This window comes from Streptosporangium sp. 'caverna', assembly GCF_003203775.1.
Taxonomy (GTDB): Bacteria; Actinomycetota; Actinomycetes; order Streptosporangiales; family Streptosporangiaceae; genus Streptosporangium; species Streptosporangium subroseum.
The window spans coordinates 2,012,352-2,034,543 of sequence record NZ_CP029711.1 but is presented as its reverse complement, the minus strand read 5'-3'; the positions used below and the strand labels follow the sequence as shown (position 1 = coordinate 2,034,543).

The window sequence follows — 22,192 nt, the reverse complement described above, 5'->3', positions numbered from 1 at the left end:
ATGTCGACGATGACGCTGCAAGAGCCGGCCCGCAGGTTCGAGGAGCTCCTCGGCCACGGGGCGGTGATCACCGATCCCGTACGGCTGCGCACCTACGAATGCGACGGACTGACCCATCACCGCGTGATGCCCGGCATCGTCGTACTGCCGGAGACCGCCGAGCAGATCGCGGCCGTGGTGAGGGTCTGCAACGAGTACGGCCTGCCGTTCGTGGCTCGCGGCGCGGGGACGGGGCTGTCGGGCGGGGCACTGCCGCGGGCCGACGGCGTGCTGATCGTCACCTCGAAGATGCGGCGGATCCTCTCCGTCGACGTGGCGAACCGGCGGGCCGTGGTGGAGCCCGGCGTCACCAACCTGGCGATCACCGAGGCCGTCCGCGGCCTGGGCTACTACTACGCGCCCGACCCGTCCAGCCAGCAGGTGTGCACCATCGGCGGCAACGTGGCGGAGAACTCCGGCGGTGCGCACTGCCTGAAGTACGGCTTCACGGTCAACCACGTGCTCGCCCTGGAGATCGTCACCCCCGACGGCGACATCGTCGAGCTGTCGGACGGCGATCCCGGCTACGACCTGCTGGGCGCCTTCATCGGCTCGGAGGGCACGCTCGGCATCGCCACCAAGGTCACCGTACGGCTGACGCGGGCGCCGGAGACCGTGACGACCCTGCTCGCGGCGTTCAAGGACATCGAGCAGGGCGGGCAGGCGGTGTCGGCCGTCATCGGCGGCGGCATCGTGCCGGCCGCGATCGAGATGATGGACGCCCTGGCCATCGAGGCGGCCGAGGCGGCCGTGGCCTGCGCCTATCCCATCGGCGCCGGTGCGGTGCTCATCGTGGAGCTGGACGGTCCCGCCGAGGAGGTCGCGCACCAGTTCGGCGAGGTGACGCGGATCTGCGAGGAGAGCGGCGCGTTCGAGCTGCGGATCGCCGACGACCCGGCGGAGCGGGCCGCGATCTGGAGGGGCCGCAAGTCGGCCTTCGCCGCGGTGGGCCGGATCAGCCCCGCCTACATCGTGCAGGACGGCGTCGTGCCCAGGACCACGCTGCCCGAGGTTCTGGCGAGCATCGACCGGCTGTCGCGGGAGCACGGCATCCGGGTGGCCAACGTCTTCCACGCCGGGGACGGCAACCTGCATCCCCTGGTGCTGTTCGACGACGCGGAGCCCGGCGCGGGCGAGAGGGCCGAGATCGTCTCGGGGAAGATCCTCGACCTCTGCATCGAGCACGGCGGGTCGATCACCGGCGAGCACGGCGTCGGCGTGGACAAGTCCCGATACATGTCGAGAATGTTCTCCGACGAGGATCTCGACACCATGCAGCTGGTGCGCTGCGCCTTCGACCCCCGGGGCCTGTCGAACCCCGGCAAGATCTTCCCCACCCCGCGGCTGTGCGGTGAGGTCCCCGGGGTCCGCAAGGGCGTGCACCCGCTGGTCGAGTCAGGACAGGCGGAACACTTCTGATGAAGGCACTGCGGCACGAGGCGGAGGCCCTGAACAAGACGGGCGTGACGATCCGGGAGGCGGATCCCGGCGACGCCGTGGCCGGCGTCCCCCCTCGCTGGGTGGCACTGCCCGAGACCACCGAGGAGGTCGCCGCGCTGATGCGGGTCTCGGCCGAACACGATCTCGCCGTGGTCCCGGTCGGCGGCGGCACCAAACTGCACTGGGGCAGCCCGCCCGAGCGCTGTGACCTGCTGATCGACACCTGCTGCCTGAACGAGGTGCTGGAACACGCCACCGGCGACCTGATCGTCCGCACCCAGGCGGGCGTGACCATGGACACCCTCGCCGAGACCCTCGGGGGCAGGGGCCAGGAGCTCGCCCTCGACGTCCCGCTCGACGGCGCCACGGTCGGCGGCACGATCGCCACCGCCACCGCCGGCCCCCGCAGGTTCCGGTACGGCGTGCCCCGTGACCTGCTGATCGGCATCACCGTCGTGCTGGCGGACGGCACGGTCGCCCGGTCCGGCGGCAAAGTCGTCAAGAACGTCGCGGGCTACGACCTGGGCAAGCTCTTCAGCGGCTCGTACGGCACGCTCGGCATCATCACCGAGGCCACCTTCCGCCTCCACCCCGTCCCGGTGGACCGTCGCTGGATCACCGCGGAACTGCCCGTGTCCGGGCCTGCGGCATCCGGAGGGGCGGGTGGGAGCGACTCCCCCGATGGGCTGGAGGCGCTCGTCGCCGAGCTCGCGGCGTCCCAGGCCGAGCCGAGCGCCATCGAGCTGGACTGGCCCGACGCCCGGGGCGAGGCCACCGTGGCCGCCCTGGTCGAGGGGACGGCGGCCCAGGGCCGGGCCCTCGCCGTACAGACGCTGATGGGCGAACACGGGATCGCGCGGATCGCCGGCGAGCCCCCCGGCTGGTGGACGGCGCCGCCCGGCGAGGACGTGCTTCTCGAACTGCGGATCCCGCCCGCCCTCGCACACACCGCGCTGCGGGCGATCACCGCCCGCGAGCTGCCCGCACGCGTGCGCGGGTCGGTCGCCTCGACGGTCCTGATGATCGCCCTGCCCTCCGACGTCGGCGAACCGGCGTTCGCGGAGTTCGTGTCGGGCCTGCGCGACGACCTCGGCCACCTCGGCGGCAGGCTGACCGTGCTCGCCGCGCCGCGGGAGCTCACGCTCCGGGTCGACCGCTGGGGCCCGGCGAGCGCGCTGCCGCTGATGCGGCGGGTCAAGGAGCGGTTCGACCCCGGCCGGAGATTCTCCCCCGGCCGGTTCGTGGGAGGGATCTGACGTGGACCTCGAGCTGATCAACGACTGCGTGCACTGCGGGTTCTGCCTGCCGTCGTGCCCGACATACGTGCTGTGGGGCGAGGAGATGGACTCCCCGCGCGGCCGGATCCACCTGATGAAGCAGCACGTCGAGGGCACCCCGATGACCCCGGAGATGGCCGGGCACTTCGACGCGTGCCTGGGATGCATGGCGTGTGTGACGGCCTGCCCGTCCGGGGTGCGCTACGACCGGCTGATCGAGCAGACCCGGGCCGAGGTCGAGCGCGAGCACGTCAGGAAGCCTGACGACCGGGCGCTGCGGGCGGTGGTCTTCCAGCTGTTCCCCTATCCCCGGCGACTGCGGGCGATGCGGCTGCCGCTGCGGCTCAGCGGGGGGATCCGTCGCAAGATCATCCCCAGGCTGGAGCGGATCAACCCGTCCCTGGCCGCGATGGCCGACCTCGCGCCCCCGGTCTCGGCGAGGGTGCGGCTGCCGCACAAGGTCGAGGCGAGGGGTTCGCGCAGGGCCACGGTCGGGATGCTCACCGGATGCGTGCAGGGAGAGTTCTTCCCGCAGGTCAACGAGGCCACGGTCCGGGTGCTCGCGATGGAGGGCTGCGACGTGGTGATCCCGCCGTCGCAGGGCTGCTGCGGGGCGCTGTCGCTGCACTCCGGCCAGGAGGAGCAGGCAAAACGGTTCGCCAGACGGACGATCGCCACCTTCGAGCGGGCCGGCGTGGACACGATCGTGGTCAACGCGGCGGGATGCGGCTCGACCATGAAGGACTACGCCGAGATCCTCGAAGGCGAATGGGCCCGGAGGGCGCAGGCGATCCGGACCGTCGACCTGGCGGAGTATCTCGTCGAGCTCGGCCCGGTGGCCGAGCGGCATCCGCTGCCGCTCACCGTGGCCTACCACGACGCCTGCCACCTGGCCCACGCGCAGGGGATACGGTCCCAGCCCCGTGAGCTGCTCACCGCCATCCCCGGTCTGGAGCTGAAGGAGATCTCCGAGTCGGCCATCTGCTGCGGCTCGGCGGGAACCTACAACCTGTTCCAGCCCGAGGCCGCCCGAGACCTCGGTGACCGCAAGGCCGAACGGGTGCTGGCCACGGGTGCCGACCTGCTGGTCTCGGCCAACCCCGGCTGCACCATGCAGATCACCTCGGCCATCCGCCGCCGGGGCGCCCAGGAGATCCCCGTGGCGCACACCGCCCAGGTCCTGGACGCCTCCCTCAGAGGACTCGGACGCGTGTCAACGACCCCGGCCTGAAGGGCAGGGCTCAAGGTGACGCACCGCGCACCGACGGCCCCGCGTTGACCAGCCCGGTCATCAGCTCAAGGAGGTGCATTTGATGACCCACGAACCCCGCGAGAGGCCCGAGGCACGAATGGTTGTGGGAGTGCGCCCCGGCGAACCGGCCGACGAGCGAGGAACCGGAGAACAGGCGGACAGAAGGGCGGGGCAGGACGGGCGGCACGGAGAAGACGGCCCGCTGCCGGTTGCCGCGCGCCCGAACGGAGCGAGCCCCATCGGCACGGTGCAGTCGGTCGACCGCGCGCTGGACGTGCTGGAGGCACTGGCGATGCAGGACGGCGAGGCCGGACTGTCGGAGATCGCGGCCAGGACCGGCCTGCCGTACGGAACGATCCACCGGCTGCTGCGCACGCTGCTCGTGCGGGGCTACGTGCGCCAGGAGTCGGACCGCCGTTACGCGCTGGGCGGTGCGCTGGTACGGCTCGGCGGGGTGGCCGAGCGCATGGTCGGCGTCTGGGCGCAGCCGTACCTGACGAGGATGGTCGAGCTGTCCGGCGAGACGGCCAACATGGCGGTGCTGGAGGGTGACTTCATCGTCTACGTCGCCCAGGTGCCCTCGCCGCGACGGCTGCGGATGTTCGCCGAGGTGGGCAGGCGGGTGCTGCCGCACAGCACGGCGGTGGGCAAGGTCCTGATGGCCGACCGCGCCGACGCCGAGGTGACCTCCCTGATCAGGCGGACCGGCATGCCCCGGCGGACCGCCAACACGATCACCGACCTGCCCGGCATGCTCGCCGAGCTGCGGCGGGTGCGCGAGCGGGGGTACGCCATGGACCTGGGCGAGGAGGAGCTCGGCGTGCACTGCCTGGCCGTGGGGGTGCGCGACGGGGCGCGGACGGTCGCCGCGCTGTCGGTGTCCGGCCCGGCCGAGCGGATCAACGCACTCGACCGGGAGCACCTCGCCGAGGGCATGCGGAAGATCGCACACGACTTCGGGGCCGAGCTGGGTCCCGGCCCCGCGGACGGCGGTGCGTGAAGCGCGACGAACGAAGGGGTGAGCGGGCCGAGTGGCCGTCGCTCAGGGCTTCGGCGGGGTGATGTTGAGGTTGCTGCCCTGGGGAACCGGCACCACGGAGACCTGCCCCTTCTGAATGGCCTGCCAGAGCACGGCGCCCGAGGGGCCGAGGACCTTGACGAGGTCCTTGATGGATTCGATCTCGGTGCGGACCTTGGCGTTGCGCTGGAGCTGGGCCGCGTTCTCCGCCTTCGCGGCCTGCTCGGAGGCGAGCGCGCTGACCAGGGCCTCCGGCGGCTCGGGCTTCTGGATGGTCAGCGAGATGTCCGCGCACTCGCCGACGCCCGCGTAGTTCTGGTTGCAGAAGTAGTCGGCCCCGGCCGCCGCCTTGATGAACTGCCGGGCCAGCACGCCGACCCTCGCCTCCCAGGCCTGCTTCACGTTCGGGTCGTTGAACAGCCCGCGCCATTCGAACTCCTGCGACGCGGCGTCCATCGCGCGGTCCAGCGGCACCCGCATGTAGATGTTGAGCATCTGCCGCCAGCCCTCGGACTCGCCGCCCTCGTAGTAGGCGTGATACTTCAGGCCGATTTTCTCGTGGAACTGCTGCAACGTCTTGCAGTCGGTGTTCAGCGTGAACGTCGCCACCCCGGACACCGTCATTTCGACGTTGTCCTTCGAGACGACGGACAGGGGCTTGGCCTCGGCGTCGCCCAATCCGGAGAAGTCAAAGGTCCGCTGGCCGAACGGATAGGAATACGCCGTGTCACCCGGGCCGAGCAGCGTGGCACCGCTGGAGGGATTGATGCATTCATCGAACTTGATGGCCTCGAAGACACCGCCCGCGTAATGCAGCACCACCTCGTCGGGCTGGGTGCTCACTCGCGTGCACCCGCTGAGAACGAAGCCGGACACCACCACCGCGACGATCGCCAACACGAAAGCCTTTAACAGCCACCGTCTGCCGCCAGCCTTTTGGGCGTTCATTGACTCTCCCTTTTGCGCCGCTTTACCGAATGCGGATCCTAGTACCGCAGGGCTGCGGGCAGCGGGGAAAATCGGCGCACGGGGCTTGCCGTGGCAGGTGGGACTGTGAAGCGCGATCGATGCGACGGGAGACGTCTCCGGCGCTCATGTCAGGCAGGAGGTCAGGACGGGCATTTCTCAGCCGGGGGGCGTCACCCATCTCGTGCCCTCGGCGATCTCCAACGGGCAGACTCGGCTGATCCCCGGTCTACCGGATCCGGACAGCTGATCCTTGGTCTGCCGGATCCGGCAGCCGGGAAACAATCATTGTGCGGGGGTGGCACCGCGAGGGAGCCCGCCCACACGTGACGATCAGTCCGGCGTTTGGCAGTTCTCGCCCGCGGCCGTGCCATCGATCGAGATGACGCCCTTGCAGAGGAACGGTTCCGGGTTGTTCGCGAAGAACATCACGCCATCGTCCCCGAAAACGGTGGTGCAACCGCTTCCTACGGTCGAGGGACTGACAGCCCCGTTGATGGTGACGCTGCCGACGCGCGGTCCCTCCAGGCACCGGTACGACTGAGGAGGCGAGGCGGCATGGGCGGTAAGGGTGAAGGTGAGTGGGACGGCGATTGCGGTGGCCGCGGTGGCCAGCGCCAAGGCGGTGCGACAGGTGCGGGAAGACATGCGGAATTCCTTCTTGTTGGATGAGGCTCCGCACCGTTGTGGCGAGGGTTGGCGGCACGTGTCCCGGCTCTGAATGCCAACCACTCCGGCACATGAGGGTGCGGAGGCGATCGCGATGGTGTCGACCAGCAAAATTCGCTGTATGTCACCAAGCCATCACACCATGGAGTGCCGTTGCCAGTAGACACGCCGCTCTCCGGCTGATCGGCCAGGTTTCTCCCGGCTGATGACCGTCAAAGGTGAACATCTCGCAGGATTCGCCCCGCCAGGCGGCGACCGGGCATCGGCGAAAAGCATGCCGGTCTCGGGAACCGGCCCGTTCGACCCGATGGTTTCCGGGTCGATGGAACACTTGTCGTAGACGCCCCCCGCGAAAGCCTGAAATTTCATGGAAGCGGGCGGAACCGGATGGGGGCGAGCGGCGGAGTAGGGGATGAGGGCGCGGACGCGCCCCGCGAAAGGACCCCTCTCGATGACTGGACGAAACGGGTGGTGACGTCGGCTCTCCCCCACCGGGCGGAGACGCCCACACTGCCCCCGCCCTCCGATGACGCCGCCCTGGTCAAGGAGTCGCTGGCGGACCCCGACAGGTTCGCCGGGCTCTTCGACCGCCACGCGGATGAGATTCACCGATATGCGGCACGACGGCTGAACGACGTCACCACGGCCGACGACGTGACGGCCGAGACGTTCCTCGTGGCCTTCCGCAAGAGGGCCCGGTACGACCTCACCCGGAGCGACGCCAGACCCTGGCTGTACGGCATCGCCTCCAAGCTGATCTCCGGCCACCGCAGGGCCGAGACCCGCAGGCTCAAGGCGCTCGCCCGGCAGGCCCCGGAACGGGCGGCCGAGTTCGAGGATCGCAGCGCCGAACGCCTCACCGCCGCCCGGCTCCGGCCCGCTCTGGCCGCCGCGCTCGCCAGGCTCGGCTCCGCCGAGCGGGACCTGCTCCTGCTGGTCGCCTGGGCCGACCTGACCTACGAGGAAGCCGCGCAGGCACTCGGCATTCCGATCGGGACCGTACGATCCCGGCTCTCCCGCACCCGGACCAAGATCCGCCGTTCCCTGGAGTCGCACGCATGAACCACGATGAGATCCGGCTGATGGCCGACATCCGCCCTGACGCGCCTCCGTACGAGCAGGAGGCGAAGGCCGCGGCCCGGCGGGGGCTGGTCGCGGCCGCGAGACCGAAGACGGTGAAGGCGATCTGGCGCAGGCCGTACTCGATGGTGCTGGCCGGAGCGCTCGCGGTGGCGGTCGGCGCGACCGCGGTCACGCTCGCGCAGTCCCCGGGCACCGGGACCTCGGGAAAGGCCGAGGAAGCCGTGGTGACGATGCCGAAGATCGTCAACATGTCGGCGAGCGAGGTGCTCGACAGGGCCGCGAAAGCCGCCTCCAGGACCGACCTCACCCCGCGGAACGACCAGTTCATCAAGGTCGAGTCGCAGACGATGTACGGCTCCTTCGGCGGCGGAGCCGTCGTCGGCGAGACGGGTGAGAACAGCGAGCAGACCCGCTACCTCTACCGGACCAAGCGGGTCATCTGGCAGTCGGCGGACGGCACCAGGGACGGCGCGCTGACGATCCAATACCTGGAGCCCAAGGCGTATCCGGGCTGGCCCATCCCCGAGCAGGCCTACGAGGACACCGGCACGGCGGAACTTCCGCTGCCCACCTGCGGGACAAAGATCCCCGACTACATGCGAACCGACTACGCGAGCCTGAAGAACCTTCCCTCCGACGCCGACGGGATGCGCGCCCACCTCTACACCGGCGACCGCGGCGGCAGCTCCAAGGACGGGGCGGCCTTCACCGCGGCGGGCGACATGCTCAGGGAGACCTACATGCCCCCGGCGCAGCGGGCCGCGCTGTTCAAGGCCGTGGGCACGATCCCCGGGGTCGACGTCATCGAGACCGCCGAGGACGCGGCGGGACGCAAGGGCATCGGCGTGGGCCGGGCCGGCCTGGACGGGGTCCGGCAGGATCTGATCTTCGATCCGAAGACCTACGAGCTGCTCGGCGAGCGCGGGATCGTGGTGGACGAGAGCGTCGCCAAGTCTCCCGTGGGCAGCCTGGTCGCCTCGACCGCCCAGCTCTCGGTCACCGTGGCCGACGAGGCCCCCGCGTTCAAGGACAAGGACGGGACCACCAGCAGCTGCGGCTGATCACCCGAGTGCGCCGACCGGGCCGGTCGGCGCAGGGGCCGCGGTGTCCCTCACCGCTGCTGATCACTCCAGGGTGGCGCCGATCAGGGGATATGGCGCAGGGGTGGGCGGTGGGCCCAGGTGGCCCACCGCCAGAGCCATTCCAGGGGGCCCTGGCGGTAGCGGCGCAGCCAGAGCGTGGACACCAGCCACTGGGGGACGAGAATGGCCGCGGCGATCAGGAGAACAGTTGCCCCGGACCAGCCGTCCGGCGAGCTGCCGACGAGGCGGGCGGCCACCAGGACGAGGATCGTGGCGGACAGGTAGTTGGTCAGCGCCATCCGGCCCAGCGGTGCGAAAACCCCCTGGAGCACCGGCCGGAGCGGCGTTCTGAGTAGGAGCAGCAGGGCGCACACGTACGCACCTGCCATCAGCAACCCGGCGAGGCCGAACCAGGAGCCGAAATCGTCCGCGCCGGCGGCCCCCGACTCGATCTGCAACCACACGGCGGGCACCGCCCCCGCCGCGAAGACCAGGCCCAGTGCCGCCGGGACGCGGACGGAGCGCTCGATCCGGTCGATCACGCCGTACCGGGTCAGCGCCGAGCCCAGCAGGAACAGCCCGGGCACCAGTGACACACCGTTGCTGCCGAGGATCAGCGGCGTCGCGATGAGAACGGCGGCGAGCCCCGCGACGGCCCAGCGCGGCAGCCAGGTCGAGGGCAGCAGCACCAGCAGGCCGACGACGGCATAGACGGTCAGGATGTCGCCCCGCCACAGCAGGAACATGTGGGCCAGGCCCAGGGCGAGCAGCACCAGAAGCCGGCGCAGCAGGAGCACCCGCGGGCGCGGGACGCGACGCCCCGCGGAGTCCAGCAGCAGCGAGAACCCGACGCCGAACAGCAGGGAGAAGATCGGGAAGAAGCGCTGGTCGACGAAGAGCCCCAGCCAGGCGTCGTCGGGGCCCGCCACCACCACGGCCTGTGTGGTCTGCAGGGTGTGGACCATGTGGGCGATCGGCTTGACGTTGGCCAGCAGAATCCCGCACAGGGCGAACCCGCGGAGCACGTCGAGTGCGGCGACACGCGGCCGGCCGGAGGAGGTCGTCGTGGACTGACCCGATCCCCTGTCTTCCGGCGCCGAGGACGGCCCCGGGCCTATGCCTTCCGACGCCGAGGACTGTCCCCGCCCCGTGGCCTCCGGTGTTGTGGAGTGCCCCTGTCCCGTGGCCTCCGGTGTCGGGGGGAGCGTTTCATGCGGCATGGGTCTGATTCTGCGGTCACCGTTCCGAGGCCGAATCGATCGAAAGTAGGGTTCACGGCGGCCCAGACCGTACTTCCGGCCATTTCCTCCCGATACTCCAGCGGGTCAGTCGTGGATCCGGTGGACCGGCGATCCGTCGGCCGAGCAGCGCACCTCGACCTTGGCCTTCGTCTCGTCCGACTCGAACTCGACACGGGCCCTGTCCGCCGGTCCCCGTTCGACCTTTTCCACGTGGAAGCCCTGCGCCGGGCTCCACGCCCGGAGCGTGACCAGGCCGTCCTCGCACCGGGCGATCACGCTCCCGCCCGCAGTGTCGATCACTCCGCTTCTGCCGGTTACCGGCGCGGCGGACGCGGAAGAGGAAGAGGAAGAGGACGGGGACGGATCCGGGGACGCGGAGAACGGATCCGAGGCCGAAGACGCGGGAGTAGACGGCGCCGGGGAGGTGGGGGTGGATGCGGGATCGGCCGCAGGCCCGGCGACGGCCTGCGGCGTGGTGCCGGCGAGCGCCTCGTCGATCTCGGCTGAGGAGAGCGGGCGGAGGGCGGAGCCCGTCAGTGGCTCGCCGAGCAGGCCGATCACCGCCACTCCCGCTCCGGTCGCGAGAAATCCGGTGATCAGCCAACCTGCCACGACAAGGGGAAGACGCCTGCGCACGTGTCCACTTTCCCACCGCAAACGATAAGACAGGGTTAAGGCGCAGCTAACGCACTTTTGGCGCGGGTCAAGACGGTACTAACGTGGCGGCAAATGTCCAATGTGCTGCTTATCGAGGATGACGCCGCGATCCGTACCTCGCTGACGCGAGGCCTGCGTGATCGCGGCCATGCCGTGTCCTCCGCCTCCGCCGCTCTCGACGGTCTGCGGCTGGCCGTCGAGGAACGTCCCGACCTCATCGTGCTCGACCTGGGCCTGCCCGACATGGACGGCCTCGACCTGCTGCGCATGCTCCGTGCGGTGAGCCGGATCCCGGTGATCGTGGCGACCGCGCGGGACGGCGAGGCGGAGATGGTCACGTTGCTGGACGCGGGGGCCGACGACTACATCGTCAAACCGTTCAGCTCGACCCAGCTCGACGCCCGGATCCGGGCCGTGCTCCGGCGGGCGGGCGAGAGCCGCGCCGACAGCTCGGTCACCGTCGGCGGCCTGCGGGTGGACCCCCGTACCCGGGAGGCGACCCTGGACGGCGTGCCGCTGGATCTCAGTCCGAAGGAGTTCGACCTGCTTCACTACCTGGCCGCCCGGCCGGGCGAGGTGATCACCAAACGCGAGCTGCTCACCCATGTCTGGCAGATCCCGTACGGCGGAGCCGACAAGACCGTGGACGTCCACCTCTCCTGGCTCCGCCGCAAGCTGGGTGAGACCTCCTCCGACCCCCGCTACCTGCAGACCGTACGGGGCGTCGGCATCAGACTGGCCGCTCCGGCATGAGGCGCTGGCTGGCCCTTCTGGTCGCGGCGACCACCTCCCTCGTTCTCATCGCCCTGCTGGTCCCGCTCGCGCTGCTGGTCCGCACGGTGGCCGAGAGCGGGGCGGTGAGCGAGGCGGGCGGTGAGGCCGACTCGGTGGCGGTGGCGGTCGGCACGGTGGACACCGAGATCCTGCGGCTCACCGCCGAACGTGCCACGCACCCGGTCACGGTCTTCCTTCCCGACGGCCAGGTGATCGGCGCGGCTGCCCCCCGATCCACCGCCGTCGAACTGGCGTCCCGCGGCCACAGCGTCACCGCCGCGGTCGCCGGCGGGCGGGAGATCCTGGTCGCGGTCCAGGGAGCTCCGGGAGGCACCGCCGTGGTCCGGGTGTTCCTGAGCGACGCGGAACTGGCCAGGGGCGTGGCACAGGTGTGGGCCGGGCTGGCGGCGCTCGGCCTGGTCCTGGTCGGGCTGGGCATCCTGGTCGGCGACCGGCTCGCCCGCGCGGTGATCAGGCCGATCGCGTCACTGGCGGGGGTGTCGCACCGGCTCGCCTCCGGCGATCTGTCCGCCAGGACCGTGCCCGGTGGTCCGCCCGAGGTCCACGCGGTGGGTCTCGCCCTGAACCACCTCGCCGGACGCATCACCGGCCTGCTCGCCGAGGAACGGGAGAACGTGGCCGACCTGTCCCACCGGCTGCGCACCCCGCTGACCGCCCTGCGGCTGGAGACCGAGTCCCTCGGAGACCCGGAGGGGGCCGCCAGGATCGAGGCCCGGGTGGACGCCCTGGAACGGGCCGTCACCTCGGTCATCACCGAGGCCAGGCAGCGGGCGCGGGACCGGGCCGAGTGTGACGCGGTGGCGGTGACCGAGGCCCGGGTCGCGTTCTGGTCGGTGCTCGCCGAGGACCAGTCGCGGCACTTCGCGCTCCATCTGGCATCCGGCCCGCTCCTCGTCGCGGTGGCCGCCGACGAGCTCGCCGCGTGCGTGGACGCGCTGCTCGGCAACGTGTTCGCGCACACGCCCGAAGGGGTCCCGTTCACCGTACGGCTGGAACCCGCGCCCGGCGGCGCTCTGCTGACCGTCGCCGACGCCGGGCCGGGCTTCGCCACGCACACCTCCCTGGAACGCGGGGAGAGCGGGGCCGGATCGACCGGGCTCGGCCTCGACATCGCCCGCCGCACGGCGGAGTCGTCGGGCGGCTCCCTGTCTCTGCGAAGCTCCCCGGAGGGCGGCGCAAGCGTGATCCTGTTCTTAGCGGAGGCTTAGCGCGCCCCTATCGTGATCGCGACGAACCTGGACCCATGAAACAAATCACCAGAATGACCATCGCGACCCTCGGAACCGCCGCCCTTCTGGCCGGCTCGGGCGGCATCGCCCTCGCCGCGCAGCAGACGGCCACCATCACGTCCGCCGCCGGGACCGTCACGGCCACGGCCGCCGCCGCACCGGCCGGCGCGGCGACCATCTCCTACAGCAGGGCCCTGCAGATCGCCAAGAAGCGCGTCCCCGGCGCGCGCGTGACCAAGGCCGAGCGCGAGGTGGAGCACGGCTACCGCACCTGGAAGTTCGAACTGCGCAAGGGCGGACGGGAGTACGAGGTCTACGTCTCGACGAAGACCGGAAAGATCATCAAGTTCAAGAGCGGCCGCGACGACAGCGGCCACCACGGCGGGGGCCGTCACAGCGGGGGCCACGACGACAGCGGCCACCACGGCTGATCGGCGGAAGAGGGCCGATCCGTAGCCCTTGAGCGTTCCCTGCAGGGCGTCCTCGCGCAGCAACCCCTGGGGACTCCCTGCAGGACGCTCTCAATCAGCAGACCTTGAACGCTCCCTGCGGGGAGTGCTCGCGCGGCAGGCCTTGAGCACTTTCTGCGGGGAGTCCTCGGTCGGCAACTCCTGAGCGCTCCCTGCAGGGCGCTCTCAATCAGCAGGCCTTGAGCACTTTCTGCATGGCGTCCCTCTCTCCGGACGTCACCCACAGCTCGTACTTGGCCTTCACTTCGATCTGGCGCTCGACATAGGTGCACCAGTAGGCGCGGCGCGGCGGCAGCCAGGTCGCCGCGTCGCCGGCGCCCTTCTGACTGTTCAGCGGCCCGTCCACGGCCAGCAGGTTCAGCGGGTCGTTGGCCAGTTCCTTGCGCTTGCTCTCCGGCCACTGCTGGGCGCCCTTCTGCCAGGCGTCGGCGAGCGCGATCACGTGGTCGATCTGCACCGCCATGCTGGACGACTGACCGCGCTTGAAGTCAATGGTCTTGCCGCTGTACGGATCGTGGAGAACTCCGCTCAGCACGGTGCAGTCCTCGTCGCCCTTCTTGAAGGTCTCGTCCGTCAGGTCTCGCTTGAGAATGTCGTTACGGGTGTCGCAGCCGTTGCGATCGACGTCGCTCCACGCGGGCCCGAACTCGGCCCGGTCGTACCCGGTCATCGGGGCCCGCCCCTTGACCGGCAATGCGTTCAGCTCTCTGAGTGCCGCCGCGGCGGACTTCCCGCCGGCTCCGTTACCGGGAGGCTGCTCGCTGAACCCTCCCTCGGTGAGACCACAGCCCGCCAATGCGAACGTGATCGTCGCGACGGCCACACCTCGTCCCAGCGCAGCCCGCACCCTGCCACCCTTCACACATAATTACTGTCTCTGAGGTGGCAAATTACCCTAGAGATCGCTCTTAATCGTAAAAGCCTCACCCAGTCTTTCGGGGAATGAGCGAACTGCGACGCCGCGAATCAGTCTCACGATGTCATGCGGGGCATATCACCACGTCAGACACCCTATTCAGGGGCAGGGTGTCTGCTCATGGGCGATTACCTGCGGTGCGACAAATTTTTCCGCATGACACCCGCTCCCGGAGGGCGACGGCGCGCGCCCCGTCGTCGCTCCCGAGAACGGGAGCGACGACCTCACCCGACCGCCCGGGAACGGTCACCCACACAGCTCAGGTGATCAGAATGCCGCCGTCCACCGGGATCACCGCTCCCGTCACGTAGGACGCGGCGTCGGAGGCGAGGAATATCGCCACCGCCACAAGCTCGGCCGGATCGCCGGGCCGCTTCATCAGCACCCGGTTCTCGAGCTGCCGGGCCAGATAGCCCTCGGCGTACTCCTCGGTCATCTCCGAGGCGAAGAAGCCCGGCTCGACGCAGTTGACGCGGATGCCGCGCCGCCCCGTCCACTGCTGGGCCAGGTCACGGGTGAGCCCGAGGACACCCGCCTTGGAAGCGCTGTAGGCGGCCTGGGGCAGGCCGGCGGTGGTCTCACCCAGGACGCTGCCGACATTGATGATCGATGAGCCCGGCCTCATGACCCTGGCGCAGGCCTGCGCCATCCAGTAGGTGCCGTACAGGTTGATCTCGACGACCTGGCGGAACTGCTCGGGAGTCTCCTTGAGCGCGGGCACCGCCGTACCGACACCCGCGTTGTTGATCAGGATGTCCACCGCGCCCAGCTCGGCGACCGCCGCCTCGACCAGCGCCTGGCAGTCCTCGGGCCTGGTGACGTCGGTGACGACCGCCACGCACCGCCTGCCGGTCTCCTCGACCAGTGCCTTCGTCTCCTCCAGACGGTCCTTACGGCGTGCACCGATCACGATGTCCGCGCCCGCCTCGGCCAGGCCCCTCGCGAACGCGACGCCGAGCCCCGAGGAGGCTCCGGTGACGATCGCGACCTTGCCGTCCAACCGGAATCGGTCCAGCATCCAGCTTCTCCTTTGCCCGGCGACACATACCGAAGCAAATTCTAGAGCTGAGAGAGAACACCGCCCGCGGGGGTGTTCCCCCACGGGCGGTGTCGTGTTCTCAGGTGGCGTCCGGGCTCCGCGCGAACCTCGGACCGGTTCTACGGGATGCGGCGAGCCCCGCGGCCAAGGCCTACAGGCCGTACTCCTTGGTGATGCGCTCGTGCCGCTCCACCTCGACGTCGACGGCCTTGGCGAGCTCGAGCCAGGCCAGCGGGTGCACCCAGCGCTCGGTGGCGTCGTCCAGGAGCGCGTCCACCTCGACCGGGCTGGCGTCCGGCGGAACCGCGATCCAGCCGAACACGCCGGGCAGCGGCTCGCCCGAGGTCGGGTGGGTCACGGTGTAGTTGTCGTCGCTGTAGACCCACATCGGCCAGCCGCGCTCGGCCAGGACCTCGTTGAACTCGGTCCAGTCGGACTCGCTGGGAGCGGCGCCGTCGAAGAACCAGCTGGTGTAGCCGCCGGGGCGGAGCATGCTGACCGCGGCGAAGGGCGGGACGAAGTTCTCCTGCTCCTCGGCGCTCTCCGGGATCGGCTCCAGCAGCTGCGGTTCGAAGACGACCAGGTCGCCCGCGTTGTAGTCCATGCCGGGAGGCTGCGGAATGGCCAGCCGTGCCGTGGCGGGACCGGTGCGCAGGCTGATGACCTGACGCTGGGTGCCGTCGGGGGCGGGGAGGATGAGGCGCACCAGGCCCATCTCCTCCTCGATCGGCCCCTCGGTGGACTTCAGCGGCATGCCGACCTTGGCGGCGCCCAGGCGGACGGTCTCCCAGTCCTCGGCGGCCGTCGCCATCGTGATCATCCGCCAGATGTCCTCGCCCTCGATCTCCGCGGAGTCGAGGACCTCACGCAGGATGGTGGCGCCCTTGGCGTTGTCGTCGGTCTGCTGCACCGCCGCGGACCACAGACGGCGCGCCTCGATGCCCGCACCGGCGGCGACCGCCGCCTCACCCTCGGCCGCGGCCTGCTCCCAGCGCTCCCGCGCGCGGTGCAGGCGCCCGAGGGCCAGGTGACGCTGGGCGTCGGGGAGCCGCTCGGCCATCTGCTCCAGGCGCTCGTCCTGGCGGGCCTCGATCAGCAGGCCCGTGAGGTAGGAGGCGTCCTGCGGGTCGGCGGTCTCGATGGTGCCGGACTCGACCAGCATGGTCCAGTAGATGTCGGCGCCCTTGGCCGGATAACCGAGGAAGCCCAGCGTGGTGGTGTGCCTGCGGGTGGCCTCCAGGTCCTTGCCGGACACGGGGGTCAGCCATTCCACCCACCGCTCGGGGTCGGCGTTGAACCCGTCGGAGGCGTCGAAGTAGCCGACCAGCTCGGCCTGGGGGCCGGGAGCCTTGGGCAGCTCGACCTCGTCCGCGGCGGTGCGCAGGGCCGCGATCCGCTCGGCGATGTCGCCGGGCTCCCTGAGCTCACCGGCCGCCGACTCGGCGATGTCGGCCAGCAGCCGGGCCTGCCAGGCACCCTGGCGGGCGATGGCCAGGTGGCCGGCGACGAGCGCGAGCTCGACCCGCGCGCGGTAGCCGCCCATCATGGCGAAGTAGTCGATCCACTGCTTGAGCACCCGGCCGAGCTGCCAGGTGTTGGTGATCTGCGCGGCCCCCGTGAGCCGGCGGATGGCGTGCGCCCACTCGACCCAGTCGCGCGGGTGATCGCCGACCACGTCGAGGTCGGGCAGGGCGTCGACGGACTCCTGCACCCTGCCCAGGGTCGCGAGCACGAGCGCACGGAGCACGCCCTCCCTGTGCTCCTTGGCCACCGGGTCGTCGGGCTTGAATCCGGCCGCGGCGTCGAGCGCGACGAGCGCGTCCTCCGCGCGACCGGCGGCGAGCAGCGCGCGGGCCGAGGCGGCCCCCAGCTCCCAGCTCGCCTCACGGCCCGCGCCGCCCAGCTCCGCCACTGCCGCCTCGGCGTGGATGACGGCCTCGTTGACGCGGCCCGCGTCCACCAGCGCCGCGACGTACTGCTCGGCGATCGCGGAAAAGGCCAGCGCCTCGGGCTCGATGTCGACCGCGGCGAGGAGCGCGAGCCGCTCGGCCGCGTAGCCGGCGCCGTCGGCGTTCGTCTGGGCGACGGTCAGCGCCACGACGGCGCCGGGCGCCGCCGGGCATTCACGGACATCGTCGCGCTTCGCGAACTCGACCAGCGTCTCCGCGTCGGCGATCGCCACCGCTCCCTGAGCACGATCGCCGATGCGGCCGATCAGGTGCCAGTAGCGGGCGTAGAACTCAAGCCAAGGCAGTTCGAGGTTCTCCGCCTGCTGTGCGATGGCGGGCGCGAGCACGTCGAGCTGTGAGTATCGGCCCTCCAGCGCCTGCGCGGGCACATCTCCGATCGCCATAGCCAGACCGGTGTTTCCTGCTTCGTGCAGTTGCCGCTGGGTGTCGCCAACCCAGGCCCAGATGTCCACGTCCATGAGACGTCAGTCTGCCAGGTCGGCGAGCATGCCCCAAACGACTACTCGGCTATCCGGGCCGGATGAGCAATTCGACCGGTTCAGCCGAGTCCATTTCATCGGTTTTCTCCGCGTGCGAACCCCGGGCTCCGCCTTGTGAAGGGAACGCGCAACGGTGACACACAGTGTTTGGTACGGTACCGACTGTCCGGTGGAGAGAACCAGGCCGCCGGACCCCTCTCACAGATTGAGCTCCCCCGAGGCGACCAGGACCGCCGGGCCCGCGAGGTGGCTGGTGTGCTCGTCGAGGGTGACGGTGACGGTGCCGCCCCGCACCTCGACCGCCCAGGTGCCGGTGCTCTCCCCGGCCTGGTGTGCCGCCGCCACGGCCGAGGCGACCGCGCCGGTGCCGCACGACCGCGTCTCGCCCGAGCCTCGCTCGAATACCCGCATCACGACCCGGCGCGGACCCACCGGGTTGAGCAGCTCGATGTTGACCCCCGAGGGGAATCTCTCGGGATCGAACGCGGGCTGGCGGCCCAGGTCGAGCTGGGTCACCGGATCACCGATGACGCAGGCCAGATGGGGGTTTCCCATGTCGACGTGGAGTCCTTCGTACTCATGGCCGGACACGCTCGTATGGCTGCGGCCCAGCACCTGGGGCCGGCCCATCTCCACGCTCACGTCGCCGGTCTCGGCCAGCCGTACACGCTTGACCCCCGCGCGGGTGGCCACGCCGAACTCACCCGGGAGGGCCAGCCCCATGTCGACCAGGTAGCGGGCGAAGACCCGGGTGCCGTTCCCGCACATCTCCCCGAGGCTGCCGTCGGCGTTGCGATAGTCCATGAACCACTCGGCGTCATCCGCCAGATCGGCCACCTCCGGACTGTGCTTCGTCCGCACCACGTGCAGCACGCCGTCCGCGCCGATCCCCGCGCGCCGGTCGCACATCGCCGCCACGAGCGTCGTGGGCAACTCCAGCTCACCTTCGGGGTCGGGAAGGATCACAAAGTCGTTCTCGGTGCCATGTCCCTTTACGAATCGCATCCCTCAACTCTATCCACGCTGCTCCCGGCGCCATACGCGCCACCGGGGCCCCCGGGAGCCGCCGGCGACCACCGGATGTCGACGGAGCCGCCGGGGTTGCCGGAGCCGCCGGACCGCCGGAGTTCCCGGGAGTCACCGAGGCTGCCGGACGTCAACGAAACCACCGAGATCACCAGAGCCGTCGGGCTGCCCGGGTTGCCCAGGACTCACCGGGGCTGCCGGGCGCCGGCGGAACCACCGATCGCCGGCCGGGACTCTCGACGCCGTAGCGTGGATCACCGGCGCACCGCGGCGAGTGCCCGGTCGAGGAGATCCGGAGCCTGCTGGGGAAGCCAGATCACCCGGGGATCGCGGCGGAACCACGACTCCTGGCGGCGGACGAACCTGCGCGTCGCGCGGATCGTCTCCTCTCTGGCCTCCTGCTCGCTCCACTCGCCGTCGAGGAACCGCAGGACCTGGGCGTAGCCGAGGGCGCGGCTGGCCGTACGGCTTCCGGCGAGTCCCTGCGCGGAGAGCCACCGGACCTCGTCCACCAGCCCGGCCTCCCACATGCGTTCCACCCGCGCCTCGACCCGGGCGTCCAGCACCTCCCTCGGCACCTCCACCCCCAGTTGCACGCTCTCGTAGAGGGCGTCGTAGGACGGCATCGTGGCCGAGAACGGCCGGCCGGAGAACTCGATGACCTCCAGCGCACGGACGATCTTGCGGCCGTTGCTCGGCAGGATCGTCTCGGCCGCCTTCGGATCGCGTTCCCTGAGCCGTTCGTACAGGGCGGCCGGGCCCTCGCGCTCCAGCTCCGCCTCCAGCCGGGCACGGATCTCCGGGTCTGTACCGGGAAACTCCAGATCGTCGAGTGCGGCCCGTACGTACAGCCCGGATCCGCCGACCAGGATGGGCACGATCTCCTTGGCCAGCATGTCGTCCATCAACGGCCGGACCAGCGCCTGGTACTCGGCCACGCTCGCGGCCTTGGTCACGTCCCAGATGTCGAGCAGGTGATGCGGAACCCCGCGCCGCTCCGCCACCGACAGTTTCGCCGTCCCGATGTCCATTCCCCGGTAGAGCTGCATGGAGTCGGCGTTGATGACCTCGCCCCCCAGTTGGAGGGCGAGATCCACGGCGAGGTCGGACTTTCCGGCCGCGGTGGGTCCGATGACGGCGATGACTGGTAGTTGACGCACGGGGACAAGTGTGCCAACTCGCCGGGGGTGCGGAGGTCGGTCCGACGCCCGGGGCCGATCCCGACGCGCGACGTTCAAGGTCGATCACGACGGGCGGCAGCGGGACCGCCGTTCACGGTCGGCCGCGACGGGCGGCGGATCCGACGTTCACGGTCGATCCGATGTGCGGAGGTTCAGTCCCAGTCGAGTGTCGGCTGCAGGTAGCCCTCCATGGTCAGCAACCACCGCTTGGACTCCACGCCCTCGCCCCCGCTGAACCCGCCGAGCCCGTTCTCCGCGACCACCCGATGACACGGCACGATGATGGGGATGGGGTTGGCGCCCATGATCGATCCGATGGCCCGCGCGGGCACACCCGTCTGGCTGCGAGTGGCCAGCTCGCCGTAGGTCACGGCCTTGCCGTAGGGGACCGTCTCGTACAGCGTGCCCAGCACCTTGCGCTGCACGGGCGAGGTCAGCCGCCAGTCCACCGGAACACTGAAGACCCGCAGCCTGCCCGCGTAGTAGTCGCCGAGCTCGCCGAGCACCGCTGCCGTCCTGCCGGGATCGTCCACCTCGGGCAGGTTGAGCCCTTCCAGCACGCGGGCCTTGGCCCTGCCGCCCTCGCCCCAGCCGCCCCGGTCGCCCCAGCCGACGCACGCCACACCGTCCTCCGTGACGGCGACGAACAGGTCCCCCTGCCGCGTCGGGACGCTCCCGAACGCCACTGTTCCTGCCATGTGGGATATGTCCCTTCGAGAGCGGGTCGTTTCCGATGCCTCAAGCGTGATCTCCAGCCGTCGCCGTGACCACGGGCGAACACCTCTTCAGAGGAAGAACTCCTCGTAGATCCGGATTCTTCCTGTCCCGCGGCACGCGACTGCCGCCGGGCCCCGGCGAGCAGTCCGGATCACTCCGTCCAGCGGACGGCGAAGTAGCCGACCCCGTAGGGGGCGTCGTCGTAGAGAACGTCACCGTTGAGGGAGCTTCCGGTTCCGGCGAGGACCTGGAGGGCCGCGCGGCCCGCGAACCACAGCTCGGCTGCCCGGGCAGGGTCGAGCTCCGGAACCTCGCCGCACGCGAGTGCCTCGACGACCGCCTCGTTGAAGGGCAGCGCGCGAGGATCCAGCGACCCCGGAGACTTCTCGGTGAGGCAGGCGGAGCCGTCGGCCATCACAAGCATCGCCACGCGTCCGGCCATGTCCGCCAGCCGCCTGCCGAGCGCGGCGCAGTTCTGCGAGGTGGCGTCGGAGGGGACCGCGTGGAACTCGGCGGCGGCCAGGTGCTCCCTTTCGAGGAGCCAGCGGCCGATCGACAGGGAGAGGGGCAGGACGGGCTCGCCCTCGCCGATCCGGACGTCGACGCCCCAGGGCGCCAGGGTCCCCGCGGCATCGGCGCCGTAGGTCCCGGCCAGGTCGGCTCCGCCGACCACCACGATCACGTCGGGTTCGGCGGCGCGCAGGGCGCTCACCGCCGATGCACAGGCTGCCCGGAGCTCATCGAGCTCCACGGCGGCGGCGCCGGCCAGCTCGGGGATCAGCAGCGGAGGGTGCGGGCACACGGCCGCGGCGACAAGCACCTCGTCAGACTAACGGAGGCCGCTCGCCCCGGGAGCGCGAGCATCGGGGCACGGGAGAGACCGCTCACCCCGGAGCACGGAACGCCGGGGCAGGGCGGTGGCCGCTCACTCCGAGAGCGCGAGAACGCCGGGGCACGACGGAGAAGCCCGTGCCCCGGCGTCAACGGGCCGAGGCGGGATCAGTAACCGGCGACGGGACCCTGAGGCGCGACGTAACCGGTGCCGCCGTCGGAGCGGGGGTCGGTCTGCCCGTCCGTGACCAGTTGGGGGTTGCTCTGCGGCTCCTTCACCGGTTTGTCGGCCGCGGGCGCATCGGCGGTGGACTTGGGGCCGGAGTCGCTCTTGCCCGTCTCTCCGGCGTTGGCTCCGGTGTCCGCACCGGCACCCGTGCCGGTGCCGGTGCCGGTGCCGGTGCCGGTGCCGACGCCAGTGTCCGCACCGGCATCCGCGCCGGCGTCTGCACGTGAGGTGCCTTCCTGGTCCGGCGGGGCGTCGGCCTCCCCCTCCGAGCTCTCGCCCGGTTCGGGATTCGGCTGGGCCTCCGAAGAGTTCTGGGGTGGCTGCGACACCGAGACGGCGCCGGGACCGGCCGGCGTGTCATCGGCGCCGCTGAGCACGAAGTAGACGATGCCTCCGCCCAGGATGACGGCGCCGAGGAAGGAGAAGGCGGCTATGGCCAGGCCGCTTCTCCCGCTCTTGCGGCTCTTCCGACGTGAACGGGGCTCATCGGTGGGGCCGGTGAGGATTTCTGGTTGTCCGATGGGGGCGGTGAATGCTTCGGGTTCTCCGGGATGGCCCGGAGATGGAGGGACGTGCATGGGGACAG

General features: G+C 70.6%; 21 protein-coding genes. 9 read left to right on the top strand and 12 right to left on the bottom strand.

Annotated elements, in window-relative coordinates; all coding sequences use genetic code 11:
- Window positions 1-9 precede the first annotated feature (9 nt).
- From DKM19_RS09055 to DKM19_RS09040, 4 genes are all read left to right on the top strand, one after another.
- Complete coding sequence (locus DKM19_RS09055) at window positions 10-1,458, top strand: FAD-binding oxidoreductase (protein WP_110705578.1); 1,449 nt, start codon at window positions 10-12, stop codon at window positions 1,456-1,458.
- Complete coding sequence (locus DKM19_RS09050) at window positions 1,458-2,735, top strand: FAD-binding oxidoreductase (RefSeq protein ID WP_110695312.1); 1,278 nt, start codon at window positions 1,458-1,460, stop codon at window positions 2,733-2,735. Before DKM19_RS09055 ends, DKM19_RS09050 begins: the two co-directional genes overlap by 1 nt.
- Window position 2,736: 1 nt before the next feature.
- Window positions 2,737-3,987, top strand: a complete 1,251-nt coding sequence (locus tag DKM19_RS09045; RefSeq protein ID WP_110695311.1) for a (Fe-S)-binding protein — start codon at window positions 2,737-2,739, stop codon at window positions 3,985-3,987.
- Between the two features lie 82 nt (window positions 3,988-4,069).
- Window positions 4,070-5,008, top strand: a complete 939-nt coding sequence (locus DKM19_RS09040; protein WP_239514161.1) for an IclR family transcriptional regulator — start codon at window positions 4,070-4,072, stop codon at window positions 5,006-5,008.
- Between the two features lie 42 nt (window positions 5,009-5,050).
- Here DKM19_RS09040 and DKM19_RS09035 read toward each other — a convergent pair whose 3' ends face one another.
- Both DKM19_RS09035 and DKM19_RS09030 read right to left on the bottom strand, forming a co-directional pair.
- A complete protein-coding gene (locus DKM19_RS09035) occupies window positions 5,051-5,926 on the bottom strand; it encodes an SPFH domain-containing protein (RefSeq protein WP_239514160.1) in 876 nt (291 codons plus the stop codon).
- Window positions 5,927-6,325: 399 nt separating this feature from the next.
- Window positions 6,326-6,640, bottom strand: coding sequence for a hypothetical protein (locus DKM19_RS09030; protein WP_162641374.1), 315 nt, complete (start codon window positions 6,638-6,640; stop codon window positions 6,326-6,328).
- Between the two features lie 492 nt (window positions 6,641-7,132).
- On the opposite strand from DKM19_RS09030, the gene DKM19_RS09025 reads away from it, so the two are divergent.
- Together DKM19_RS09025 and DKM19_RS09020 are read left to right on the top strand one after the other, a co-directional pair.
- Complete coding sequence (locus DKM19_RS09025) at window positions 7,133-7,723, top strand: RNA polymerase sigma factor (RefSeq protein ID WP_239514159.1); 591 nt, start codon at window positions 7,133-7,135, stop codon at window positions 7,721-7,723.
- A complete protein-coding gene (locus DKM19_RS09020) occupies window positions 7,720-8,805 on the top strand; it encodes a CU044_5270 family protein (RefSeq protein WP_110695308.1) in 1,086 nt (361 codons plus the stop codon). Before DKM19_RS09025 ends, DKM19_RS09020 begins: the two co-directional genes overlap by 4 nt.
- A gap of 83 nt (window positions 8,806-8,888) precedes the next feature.
- Here the strand turns inward: DKM19_RS09020 and DKM19_RS09015 are convergent, their stop codons facing one another.
- Window positions 8,889-10,046 (bottom strand): DUF418 domain-containing protein, encoded by a 1,158-nt coding sequence (locus DKM19_RS09015; RefSeq protein WP_110695307.1) that lies wholly within the window; start codon window positions 10,044-10,046, stop codon window positions 8,889-8,891.
- Between the two features lie 105 nt (window positions 10,047-10,151).
- On the bottom strand, window positions 10,152-10,703 hold the full coding sequence (locus tag DKM19_RS49340; protein ID WP_162641373.1) for a hypothetical protein: 552 nt from the start codon (window positions 10,701-10,703) through the stop codon (window positions 10,152-10,154).
- A gap of 93 nt (window positions 10,704-10,796) precedes the next feature.
- Between DKM19_RS49340 and DKM19_RS09005 the strand changes: the two genes are divergently transcribed.
- Genes DKM19_RS09005 through DKM19_RS08995 form a run of 3 tightly spaced genes read left to right on the top strand, consistent with a single transcriptional unit; the run spans window position 10,797 to window position 13,179 of the window.
- Window positions 10,797-11,477, top strand: coding sequence for a response regulator transcription factor (locus DKM19_RS09005; protein ID WP_110695305.1), 681 nt, complete (start codon window positions 10,797-10,799; stop codon window positions 11,475-11,477).
- Window positions 11,474-12,727 (top strand): HAMP domain-containing sensor histidine kinase, encoded by a 1,254-nt coding sequence (locus tag DKM19_RS09000; RefSeq protein ID WP_110695304.1) that lies wholly within the window; start codon window positions 11,474-11,476, stop codon window positions 12,725-12,727. The genes DKM19_RS09005 and DKM19_RS09000 overlap by 4 nt, the downstream gene beginning before the upstream one ends.
- Before the next feature lie 53 nt (window positions 12,728-12,780).
- The gene (locus DKM19_RS08995; protein ID WP_239514158.1) at window positions 12,781-13,179 is read left to right on the top strand and encodes a PepSY domain-containing protein; all 399 of its coding nucleotides are present in this window, start codon (window positions 12,781-12,783) and stop codon (window positions 13,177-13,179) included.
- A 208-nt stretch (window positions 13,180-13,387) separates the two neighbouring features.
- Here DKM19_RS08995 and DKM19_RS08990 read toward each other — a convergent pair whose 3' ends face one another.
- The 8 genes from DKM19_RS08990 to DKM19_RS49335 form a co-directional block, all read right to left on the bottom strand.
- On the bottom strand, window positions 13,388-14,065 hold the full coding sequence (locus tag DKM19_RS08990; protein WP_239514157.1) for an HNH endonuclease family protein: 678 nt from the start codon (window positions 14,063-14,065) through the stop codon (window positions 13,388-13,390).
- Between the two features lie 328 nt (window positions 14,066-14,393).
- A complete protein-coding gene (locus tag DKM19_RS08985; RefSeq protein WP_110695302.1) occupies window positions 14,394-15,152 on the bottom strand; it encodes an SDR family NAD(P)-dependent oxidoreductase in 759 nt (252 codons plus the stop codon).
- A gap of 172 nt (window positions 15,153-15,324) precedes the next feature.
- Complete coding sequence (locus DKM19_RS08980) at window positions 15,325-17,601, bottom strand: tetratricopeptide repeat protein (protein WP_110695301.1); 2,277 nt, start codon at window positions 17,599-17,601, stop codon at window positions 15,325-15,327.
- A gap of 219 nt (window positions 17,602-17,820) precedes the next feature.
- The gene (dapF, locus tag DKM19_RS08975) at window positions 17,821-18,627 is read right to left on the bottom strand and encodes a diaminopimelate epimerase (protein WP_110695300.1); all 807 of its coding nucleotides are present in this window, start codon (window positions 18,625-18,627) and stop codon (window positions 17,821-17,823) included.
- A gap of 275 nt (window positions 18,628-18,902) precedes the next feature.
- Window positions 18,903-19,808 carry a tRNA (adenosine(37)-N6)-dimethylallyltransferase MiaA gene (gene miaA / locus DKM19_RS08970; protein WP_110695299.1) on the bottom strand — a complete coding sequence of 302 codons (906 nt, stop codon included), beginning with the start codon at window positions 19,806-19,808 and terminating at the stop codon, window positions 18,903-18,905.
- 173 nt (window positions 19,809-19,981) lie between these two features.
- The gene (locus DKM19_RS08965) at window positions 19,982-20,527 is read right to left on the bottom strand and encodes a methylated-DNA--[protein]-cysteine S-methyltransferase (RefSeq protein WP_110695298.1); all 546 of its coding nucleotides are present in this window, start codon (window positions 20,525-20,527) and stop codon (window positions 19,982-19,984) included.
- A 170-nt stretch (window positions 20,528-20,697) separates the two neighbouring features.
- Window positions 20,698-21,366, bottom strand: coding sequence for a class III extradiol dioxygenase subunit B-like domain-containing protein (locus DKM19_RS08960; protein WP_110695297.1), 669 nt, complete (start codon window positions 21,364-21,366; stop codon window positions 20,698-20,700).
- 179 nt (window positions 21,367-21,545) lie between these two features.
- The gene (locus DKM19_RS49335) at window positions 21,546-22,184 is read right to left on the bottom strand and encodes a hypothetical protein (protein WP_162641371.1); all 639 of its coding nucleotides are present in this window, start codon (window positions 22,182-22,184) and stop codon (window positions 21,546-21,548) included.
- Between the last annotated feature and the right edge of the window lie 8 nt (window positions 22,185-22,192).

Bases quoted from the DNA above. Each gene is read 5' to 3' on its own strand.
- DKM19_RS09055 (WP_110705578.1), top strand. From the start codon at position 10: ATGACGCTGCAAGAGCCGGCCCGCAGGTTCGAGGAGCTCCTCGGCCAC.
- DKM19_RS09050 (WP_110695312.1), top strand. From the start codon at position 1,458: ATGAAGGCACTGCGGCACGAGGCGGAGGCCCTGAACAAGACGGGCGTG.
- DKM19_RS09040 (WP_239514161.1), top strand. From the start codon at position 4,070: ATGACCCACGAACCCCGCGAGAGGCCCGAGGCACGAATGGTTGTGGGA.
- DKM19_RS09030 (WP_162641374.1), bottom strand. From the start codon at position 6,640: ATGTCTTCCCGCACCTGTCGCACCGCCTTGGCGCTGGCCACCGCGGCC.
- DKM19_RS09020 (WP_110695308.1), top strand. From the start codon at position 7,720: ATGAACCACGATGAGATCCGGCTGATGGCCGACATCCGCCCTGACGCG.
- DKM19_RS09015 (WP_110695307.1), bottom strand. From the start codon at position 10,046: ATGCCGCATGAAACGCTCCCCCCGACACCGGAGGCCACGGGACAGGGG.
- DKM19_RS09005 (WP_110695305.1), top strand. From the start codon at position 10,797: ATGTCCAATGTGCTGCTTATCGAGGATGACGCCGCGATCCGTACCTCG.
- DKM19_RS09000 (WP_110695304.1), top strand. From the start codon at position 11,474: ATGAGGCGCTGGCTGGCCCTTCTGGTCGCGGCGACCACCTCCCTCGTT.
- DKM19_RS08995 (WP_239514158.1), top strand. From the start codon at position 12,781: ATGACCATCGCGACCCTCGGAACCGCCGCCCTTCTGGCCGGCTCGGGC.
- DKM19_RS08985 (WP_110695302.1), bottom strand. From the start codon at position 15,152: ATGCTGGACCGATTCCGGTTGGACGGCAAGGTCGCGATCGTCACCGGA.
- DKM19_RS08980 (WP_110695301.1), bottom strand. From the start codon at position 17,601: ATGGACGTGGACATCTGGGCCTGGGTTGGCGACACCCAGCGGCAACTG.
- dapF (WP_110695300.1), bottom strand. From the start codon at position 18,627: ATGCGATTCGTAAAGGGACATGGCACCGAGAACGACTTTGTGATCCTT.
- DKM19_RS08965 (WP_110695298.1), bottom strand. From the start codon at position 20,527: ATGGCAGGAACAGTGGCGTTCGGGAGCGTCCCGACGCGGCAGGGGGAC.
- DKM19_RS49335 (WP_162641371.1), bottom strand. From the start codon at position 22,184: ATGCACGTCCCTCCATCTCCGGGCCATCCCGGAGAACCCGAAGCATTC.